Annotated in this window: 8 protein-coding genes; 4 read left to right on the top strand and 4 right to left on the bottom strand. The window is 48.9% G+C overall.

Translation table 11 applies throughout. The annotated features are described in order from the left end of the window. Positions 1-122 precede the first annotated feature (122 nt). From AB1656_08585 to AB1656_08570, 4 genes are all read right to left on the bottom strand, one after another. Complete coding sequence (locus AB1656_08585; protein ID MEW6235426.1) at positions 123-824, bottom strand: SGNH/GDSL hydrolase family protein; 702 nt, start codon at positions 822-824, stop codon at positions 123-125. Between the two features lie 153 nt (positions 825-977). Then, on the bottom strand, positions 978-1,991 hold the full coding sequence (locus tag AB1656_08580; GenBank protein MEW6235425.1) for an SPFH domain-containing protein: 1,014 nt from the start codon (positions 1,989-1,991) through the stop codon (positions 978-980). Then, positions 1,988-2,443 carry an NfeD family protein gene (locus AB1656_08575; GenBank protein MEW6235424.1) on the bottom strand — a complete coding sequence of 152 codons (456 nt, stop codon included), beginning with the start codon at positions 2,441-2,443 and terminating at the stop codon, positions 1,988-1,990. Before AB1656_08575 ends, AB1656_08580 begins: the two co-directional genes overlap by 4 nt. 465 nt (positions 2,444-2,908) lie before the next feature. Further along, positions 2,909-4,267, bottom strand: a complete 1,359-nt coding sequence (locus AB1656_08570; GenBank protein MEW6235423.1) for a hypothetical protein — start codon at positions 4,265-4,267, stop codon at positions 2,909-2,911. A 482-nt stretch (positions 4,268-4,749) separates the two neighbouring features. Here AB1656_08570 and AB1656_08565 point away from each other — a divergent pair, with 482 nt between their 5' ends. From AB1656_08565 to AB1656_08550, 4 genes are all read left to right on the top strand, one after another. Continuing rightward, complete coding sequence (locus AB1656_08565; protein MEW6235422.1) at positions 4,750-5,355, top strand: prepilin-type N-terminal cleavage/methylation domain-containing protein; 606 nt, start codon at positions 4,750-4,752, stop codon at positions 5,353-5,355. A 219-nt stretch (positions 5,356-5,574) separates the two neighbouring features. Further along, positions 5,575-6,024: an ATP-binding protein gene (locus tag AB1656_08560; protein MEW6235421.1), complete on the top strand. Its 450-nt coding sequence runs from the start codon at positions 5,575-5,577 to the stop codon at positions 6,022-6,024. 382 nt (positions 6,025-6,406) lie between these two features. Continuing rightward, entirely contained in the window at positions 6,407-7,027 is a 621-nt protein-coding gene (locus AB1656_08555) for a prepilin-type N-terminal cleavage/methylation domain-containing protein (GenBank protein ID MEW6235420.1), read from the top strand. Between the two features lie 188 nt (positions 7,028-7,215). Beyond that, positions 7,216-7,505, top strand: a 290-nt coding sequence (locus tag AB1656_08550; protein ID MEW6235419.1) for a prepilin-type N-terminal cleavage/methylation domain-containing protein, incomplete at its 3' end; no start/stop codon positions are given.

The raw sequence follows: 7,505 nt of genomic DNA, 5'->3' as shown, positions 1-7,505 counted from the left end.
CGGCGCAATGCCCGCTTGGCTCAGCGCATGGGCGCCGAATCTCGTTTGTTTTTCTCTAACGATTTATTTCTTTTATCAACTACGGGAAGAGATTTAAGACTGGGAGACTGGGAGTCTCCCAGTCACTTCTTTGTCTCCTTGGCGGATACGAGGTATGGCTGAAGGATCGATGTCCATAATTTGTAGCCTTCGTCGTTAATGTGCAGGTTATCTTCCACAAACAATTCCGGACGCGGATTTCCGTCTTTCCCCAGCATGGGAGTATAGATATCCGCATAGAACAATCTTTCGTCTTGGCGGTTGAAGCCTATAACCAAATTGTTGAGTTGAAAAATTTTATCTTTTAACGCCCAGCGCTTGATGCTGGGTTTGACGGGGATGTAGATAATTTTAGTTTGCGGCAGCGCCTCGAGCACTTTGCGGACGAAATTGCAGTAATCGACGAATACCTGATTCGGCGTTTTGCCGTCGTTGAGATCGTTGTCTCCGGCGTAGAGGACGACGATTTTCGGCTTATAAGGCAGGACGATGCGGTCGGCGTAGAAGAGGGAATCGGAAAGGTGAGAGCCGCCGAAGCCCCGGTTGATAGTTTTAAGATGGGGAAAGTACTTTTTCAAATCCCACAACCTGATGCTGGAACTGCCAACGAAAAGAATGGCGTTTTGGGGCGGAGGATCGATGCGGTCTTTTTCTTCGAAAGCGAGAATGTCCTTTTCATAACGATCGGGCTTGAATTCCTTTTCCTCGCCATAGGAAATTCGACCTAGGCATCCCATGAGAATTAGTACGGCAATGATGGTTCTGATGAAATTGAATCGCAGCATGAAAGATAAACCTCCATTGGTTTTTAGTTTTTTATGATTTTTTATAATACAAAAGAAAAAATAGCCGTTTATGCAGAGAAATTCCACCCGTGAAACGAATCGAGGGCGGTTGAACGCCGCCCTCGTCGAAATTCGCCGGATGAATGAGATGGATCATGAAGGTGGATTGATTCCCGTCAACATCTCTTTGATGCCGCCGAGAGAACCCAGCACGCCGGTGGCTTCGAAGGGAATGTAGACTACTTTGTTGTCCTTGCCGGAGACCATCTCCTTGAGGGCATCGATGTAGCGCACGGCGATCAGATAGCTGGAGGGATTGCCGCCGCTGGCCGCGATGGCCTGGGTGATCTTAGAGAGCGCTTCCGCTTCCGCTTTCGCAACGCAGATGCGGGCTTCCGCCTCGCCTTCCGCCCGCAGGATGCGGGCTTGTTTATCGCCTTCGGCTTTGTTGATTTCCGCCTCGCGGAAGCCTTCCGCTTCCAGAATTTTAGAGCGTTTGGCGCCTTCGGCTTCGAGGATGGCGGCGCGGCGGCTTCTTTCCGCCCGCATCTGTTTTTCCATGGCGTCTTTGATGTCCTTAGGCGGATTGACGTCTTGCAATTCCACGCGGTTGACTTTGACGCCCCATTTGTCGGTGGCGTCGTCGAGGATGGCTCTCAACTTGCTGTTGATGGTATCGCGGGAGGAAAGAATTTCGTCCAAGTCCATTTCGCCGATGACGTTGCGCAAGGTGGTTTGCGTCATTTTCTCGATGGCGTCGGGAAGATTGACGATTTCATAGACCGCCTTCATGGGATCGGTGATTTGAAAATAGAGCAGGGCGTTGATTTCCGTGACGACGTTGTCTTTGGTGATGACGTTTTGCCGGGGAAAATCGTAGACCATCTCGCGTAAGTCGATTTTGCTTTGGCGCTGGGTGCGGCCGATCTTGCTCCCATCCGGCATTTCCGCCAGATAGCGCCATTCCATTTGCCGAGGCCATTCGATGATTGGCCAAATGATGTTGATGCCCGATTTCAACGTGCGGTTGTACCGTCCCAGTCTTTCAATGACCATCGTTTCCGCCTGCTGCACGATTTTGAAACCCATCGAGACGAACAGCACGACGAAGATAGCGAAAGCGATTAAAATGATGGAGATGCCGTATTCGATTAATAGTTCGATCATTTGGTTTTACTCCCGTAAGGTTTTTGAATGCGTTCGACAATCAACTTCGTTCCTTCCACCCGGCGGACGACGATCTCCGTTCCTTTTTCCATAGAAGAATCGTCGATAGAGACGCCGCGCCAATCTTCGCCGCCCACTTTTACCCTGCCCTTATTTTCACGGGGGTCGATCGGCTCGATGACGAAGCCGCGCCGTCCCGCCAAAGCGTCGACGTTGGTTTTTACGTCGCTGGAGGCGCCGTAGAGAAAATGCAGAAACAAAGGCCGGACGGCGAAGAATCCGAGCAGAGTGGAAGCGATGAAAGCGGTCAGTTGGAGTGTCATGGAATCCGTGAATTTGGCGGCGGCGCCCGCTCCAAAACAACCGACGGCGAAACACCCCAACACGAAGCCCGGCGTAAGAATTTCGCCGATGAGAACGATGACGCCCGCTAAAATCCATAGCACCCACATGATAACTTTCCCTCCGATGGCGCTGGCGTTGACCGATTACTTTTTCATTCAATGTAACGTTCAAAATTAAAAAGTATTACGAATTCATGTTACGCAGCCTGGGAGTGCGGGCATCCTGCCCGCAAAGTGGGTAAACCGTCCCTGAGCGGCGCATGGGCAATATTTTTGTTACGTTTTTGAATCACGAAGACGCGAAAAAGCTCGAATTCCACGAAATTTTTGAATCACAGATATCACGGATTCTTTCTGATTTAACGGAAAAATCCCTTTTGGAGATGAATCCCTTACGTGAATTATTTTACGTCTTTTTTCGCGTCTTTCCTTTTCTTTCGCATATTCGTGATTCAATACGATGAGAAAACAACTTCAACTTGTTTTTCATCCCGCGTAACATAATTTACGAATATAAATTATTGGAATAGATCAAGGGCAGAAACAACCTTGCCCTTGCCAACCAGCTTTCCTTTACGATATAACCGTCAAGACATGATCCTCCAAATCGCGGAATTGCAGCCCCTTGGCCGTGCGGGCGCGTTTGGCTAACTGTTCGAGGTAATAGAGCGTCGGCGTTGCGATGTGCATATTGTTGAGGAAAGGCTGCGTGTAATTTACGTCGCCGAATTCGACGCCGTTCACGTGAATGGGTATCTTTTTCCCCTCCACCTCGCGCCATTGGCCGTTGTGGTTGTTCCAATCTACGCCTTCCGTCAGGAATCCGTGGGAACCGTGGTGATGCAGAGCGGCGGCGCGCAGGATGCTGAGACCTTTTAATTCGTAAGATTGGATGCGCGTCGCCTTGGCGCCTTCGAACATCGCCATCGCCGCTTCGGCGTTTTCCCAAAGGTACGAGGTATCCCAGGAATCTTCCATGAAGAGTAGGCCGCGCGTAGCTAGACTATTGCGGTCGTCGCCAATCTCGAAGCGTTCGAGGCCGTGCATGCATTGGGACAGCGCCCAGTCGTAGAGAGCCGTATCGCGCAGCAGATCGGCGGCGCGGGTGACAGCGCGGAAGCCGACGCTGTAGGCTACGTTCTCATGATCGTCGTAGGTGTCGTGGTTGATGCTGCCGAAAGCGCCGCCGATATCGCGGTAGGCGAAAGCGGCTCGTTGGATTTCTTTGTAACAATTCCGATATCCCCGCTGCGTCAGTTCGCACCAGAGCCAAAGCAAGTAAGCGCCGTCTCCGCTATGGTCGAATTGGGGATCGGGAACGCCGCCCCAAGCGTTATGGTTGGCGTGGGAGCCGTCCTTTTGGCAGCGGCGGGGATACCAGCCGTTGGCGCACGGCTTCACGTTCTTCCATAGCCAATCCGCTGTCCGTAGGGCGGCTTCGATCAATTGCGAAGCGAGCGGTTCCGGCGCTTCGTCAGACGACCATAAGAGTTGCAGAACGATATGGGCGGATGAGCCGGGGCAGAACCAGTTGTCGAATTTTTTGTCGTGGAGGTAATTCAAACGCCGTTCGTCGGTTCGAATATCGCGGTAGGGATAAAGAAAGCCGTCGTCCTGAAAAAAGCCGCCTTCAAGCGCGTGAAAGAGAATAGAGGTTCCGATTGAGGTCAGCCGCGCATCGTTAAACGTGCGGGCGAATCGCAGGATTTCGCCCGCTCCGCCTACGGCGTTCGCCGCCCAACCCACGCCTTCCAACTCGCCGAATTCGTGCCACGGCTGCGGCCGCCCTTCGGGATCGACGAAAGTGGAATTGGCGCAGAGATTTCCTTTATAAACGGACAGACAGCGGCGAGTCGTAAACCGCAGAGAATCCTTAAGGCTGTCCACAATCGTATAATCGTCATTGGCTTCTCGGTAGAATCGCTGCGGCATGGCGCTCCTCCTTGGTTAGTAAAACCGTAGGGTGGGTTCAAAGCGAATCGTAGCCCACCGCATCCATATTTCTTCCAGTTTATCAAAGGAAACGCATGATCGTAGAGACTTCATCCCGAAAAAAGAAGAAAAAAATCCTATTGGGCGTCTTCGGAAATTCCATTATAATGAAAGCATCAATTGAGCATGAAACTTCAATCAATATAGTCGATAATTCGTCATATTTCATGTATGATGATTACAGATGGTTGTTTATGGGAAATATTATAAAAAAAATGTAAAAAATACCCGAATGATATTGACATTTAATGGAAATTCATAGCAGAATAAAATATTAAGATTATATTTAGATATAAACGGAATTCAATAATCTTTTTTTGTTGAAACAGCGGTTATAGAGAGGGGGATAGTTGACGGAACTGATATTTTTTGGTAAATAAGATAGATATATATAAATCTTGTGTTTTGGAGGAGTTTGCAGAATGAAAAAGGCTGGTTTTACTCTCATCGAATTGTTAATCGTTGTGGCCATCATCGGAGTATTGGCCGCGATCGCCGTCCCCAACTTCTTAAATGCGCAAATGCGGGCAAGATTGGCTCAAGTTACGTCGAATATGAAGACATTGAGCACCGGCTGCCAGATGTATCAAACGGATTGGGGTTCCTATCCTCTGCATCCCCCTTCCCATCTAACCAATATTTGGGGCAATGGCCTAACAACGCCGGTGGCTTATTGCTCGACGGAGCCGATCGATATATTCCAAGCCTATAAAAATTCCAAATCGAAGATGTATAGCGACGCCAATGCCCGTCCCGTACTCCATCCCGAACCGTTTTATACGTGCAGCGGCGGCGCTTACGGCAACGCCTCACTCGATGCTGGTAAAATTCCCGCGAGAGGCGCCGGAGAGGATTTGACGTTGCGTTTCATAGCATCGAAGCCATTATTCGATAAGGCGAGATCCTCTTATCCCGAAGGCCGGTATTTCGTCAGCATCGGGCCGGACTTGGTGCACAATTACCCCGGCGTATTCGAAATTTCCAACGGATTGATGAGTTCGGGCGATATTATTACCGTCATCCCGTAATCGTTAATATTAGCGATAAATGTTTCAGGGCGCGGCTTAATCCTTATCCCGGATAAAAGACGCGCCCTTTTTCGTATTCTTTGAATAAAAATTTTGTTGGAAAAGCGATAATTATCGTTCTTCACCCATCATTTCTTTTCAGTTGCGTTTTCCTGTGGTACAATCTACTATGGTTTTTCTTAGAATGCATCCGTATTGCTATCCGGGTGGAAAGGCTGAATGAACAATCAACTGAAATTTAACGCCATTTTTCCCGCCAGCGTGGAAGAACTGCCGAATATATGCCACTTGGTTTGCGATGCCGCCCGGCAGTCGGGGATGGAAGACGATAATCTTTGGAAATTGGAAACATCCCTGGATGAAGCTTGTACTAATATTGCCTGTTACGGCTATGGCGATCGGGAGGACGGCAAAATCTGGCTGCAATGGGAACTGCGGGGAGACGAATTCATCGTAACCATCAAAGACGAAGGAAAGCCGTTCGATCAAACGAAGCCCACCAATCCCGATTTCGCTTCCGACATCTGCCATCGCAAAGCGGGCGGCCTGGGACGCTATATCATGACCCGCTTCCTCGACGGGATGGATTATTTTCGTGAAAATGGGAAAAATACTCTGATCTTAATGAAGAAATTATCGGCCAAGAAAGAATCCTCCGCCAACGTCTAATCGCTAAAAACTCTCGCCGCCTACTATTAAAATTGGCTTCCTCAAGCGCTCTTATCCTCGGTCATGAATTCAAATGGTTGAATCTCAATACTTTCTTGCGTCGGCGATGGCTTTCTGTTACCTTATATCAAGAGAGATTCTTGCAAAAATGGTATAATTTACTTTTCAATTCTCCCCCCAAGCTTGGGGGGAGTTAGAGGGGGGTTGATTTTGTTAGACTTATCTCAACCCCCTCCTATCCTCCCCCAAGCTTGAGGGAGGAATAATATAGTATTGCAAGAGGCTCAAGAGAAATGAATTGAATTATTCGAACCTTGTCATTATAAAAACAATCGATGAAAACGAATCTCATACAATCCAAACGGCGAGAGGGGATAATGCGATGATAAGAAAACAAGAAAACGGAAAAATTACTCGTCAAGCCTTTACGCTGATTGAATTATTGATTGTCGTCGCGATTATCGGGGTGTTGGCGGCTATCGCCGTTCCTAACTTTCTCAACGCCCAGATTCGCGCCAAAGTGGCGCGTTGTCATTCCGACATGCAGGCGTTGAGCACGGCGTTTATGTCTTACAATGTGGATAACAATAGTTTTCCCTTTTTTGGCGGCATCAACTGGTATTCGGTTTTCATCTATCCGGCGTTGACGACGCCCATCCCATATATGAGTGGAATTCCGAAAGATGGGTTTTCCCTGGGGGAGTTCAAAGACAATATCCATCGCTTTACGGGAGGGCACGAAGATTTTTATCCCGGCTGGAATATCAAAGAGATGAAGAAAGCGGGATGGACATGGGGCGAGGAACCAATAACTCGAGCCGTGAATTCCGGCTGCGTGATGTTGACCGTCAGCCGGGGGCCGGATAAAAAAGAGGATATTGGCGGCAGTCCTCCGACGGGAGTATTGGTTTACGACGCTTCCAATGGTCTTAATTCGGGGGGAGACATCTATCGTCTTACGCCGGGAGGCGTTCTATCCAACAAGAAGCAATACGGCGGATAAGTTGTTTTAATGACAATCGGTACGATACAGGCGAGACGCCTGTTATACCCGCGGAGAAAAGCAGTGGGAACAATAAAAAGAGTTTAGATTATTCCAAATGAAATAACCTGGGTAGAGCAGGCGTCTCGCCTGCCGAGGAATTATATTCGCAAAATGATAATTGGAATGCGGAAGGAGTATGATTCGACATGAAGGCGAGAGGATTTACGCTTATCGAATTGCTTATCGTCGTGGCGATTATCGGGATTCTAGCCGCCATTGCCGTACCGAATTTTCTCAACGCTCAAATCCGCGCCAAAATCGCCCGCACCATGTCCGATATCCGCACGATAACCAATGCTACAGAGATGTTGCATCTTGACAAAAATTTATGGTTGATTGACGGCAACGATTGCGATGGTACTCCTCAATGCTGCCAGGACGGCGGTTTTTTCGGGAAAACGTCAGAACAAGCCGGCATAAAGATGGTAGCCGGGCA

Source organism: Candidatus Omnitrophota bacterium, assembly GCA_040755155.1.
Lineage (GTDB): Bacteria > Hinthialibacterota > Hinthialibacteria > Hinthialibacterales > Hinthialibacteraceae > JBFMBP01.
This window is presented reverse-complemented; position numbering and strand designations above follow the sequence as displayed.

Bases quoted from the DNA above. Each gene is read 5' to 3' on its own strand.
- AB1656_08585 (MEW6235426.1), bottom strand. From the start codon at position 824: ATGCTGCGATTCAATTTCATCAGAACCATCATTGCCGTACTAATTCTC.
- AB1656_08580 (MEW6235425.1), bottom strand. From the start codon at position 1,991: ATGATCGAACTATTAATCGAATACGGCATCTCCATCATTTTAATCGCT.
- AB1656_08575 (MEW6235424.1), bottom strand. From the start codon at position 2,443: ATGTGGGTGCTATGGATTTTAGCGGGCGTCATCGTTCTCATCGGCGAA.
- AB1656_08570 (MEW6235423.1), bottom strand. From the start codon at position 4,267: ATGCCGCAGCGATTCTACCGAGAAGCCAATGACGATTATACGATTGTG.
- AB1656_08565 (MEW6235422.1), top strand. From the start codon at position 4,750: ATGAAAAAGGCTGGTTTTACTCTCATCGAATTGTTAATCGTTGTGGCC.
- AB1656_08560 (MEW6235421.1), top strand. From the start codon at position 5,575: ATGAACAATCAACTGAAATTTAACGCCATTTTTCCCGCCAGCGTGGAA.
- AB1656_08555 (MEW6235420.1), top strand. From the start codon at position 6,407: ATGATAAGAAAACAAGAAAACGGAAAAATTACTCGTCAAGCCTTTACG.